We start from the raw sequence: 755 nt of genomic DNA on the forward strand, positions 1-755 counted from the left end.
GGGCACCGGCGCATTGACCACTGCGGCGGGCACCACCCTCGATACCAGCACCGCGGTGGCGCTGACCAACGCGATCAGCCTCGGCGGCAATCTGGACATCGGCGGCAGCGCCAATCTGACCCTCAGCGGCGTCGTCAGCGGCGGTGGCGGATTGACCAAACGCGGGTTCACCAACCTGGTGCTCAACGGCGCCAACACCTTTACCGGCGGCACCACGCTGGCGGCCGGCACCCTCACCGCAGGCAACGCTGCGGCGCTGGGCACGGGCGTCTTGTCGGTCACCGATACGGCAACGCTGGACAGCAACACCGCCGTCAACCTGAACAACACCATCAACCTCAACAGCAGTGCCCTGACCATCGGTGGCAGCAGTGGCCTGACCCTGTCCGGTTTGGTCAACGGTGCCGGTCAGTTGATCAAAAATGGCGCGGCCAACCTGACCCTCAGCGGCGCCAACACCTTCAGCGGCGGCACCACGCTGAACGCCGGCAGCCTGACCGTCGGCGACGGCGCGGCACTCGGTACCGGCGCACTGACCGTGGCCGGGGCGGGCACCCTCAACAGCAGTTCGGCAGTGACGTTGAACAATGCGATCACCCTCAACGCCAACCTCACCGCTGGTGGCGCCAACGCGCTGACCCTCGGCGGGGTCATCAGCGGCAGCAACGGCCTGATCAAGAACGGCGCGTCGAGCCTGACCCTCAACGGCAACAACACCTATACCGGCACCACGGCGCTGACCGCCGGTTCGCTGA

The 755-nt window shown here is 67.0% G+C and carries 1 protein-coding gene; it reads left to right on the forward strand.

What is annotated here, in order from left to right; translation table 11 throughout:
* Positions 1-755 (forward strand): autotransporter-associated beta strand repeat-containing protein (locus DBR24_RS34505; protein WP_256591995.1); only part of this gene is annotated, 755 nt, incomplete at both ends.

It is taken from the genome of Pseudomonas sp. HMWF006, assembly GCF_003061205.1.
Taxonomy (GTDB): domain Bacteria; phylum Pseudomonadota; class Gammaproteobacteria; order Pseudomonadales; family Pseudomonadaceae; genus Aquipseudomonas; species Aquipseudomonas monsensis.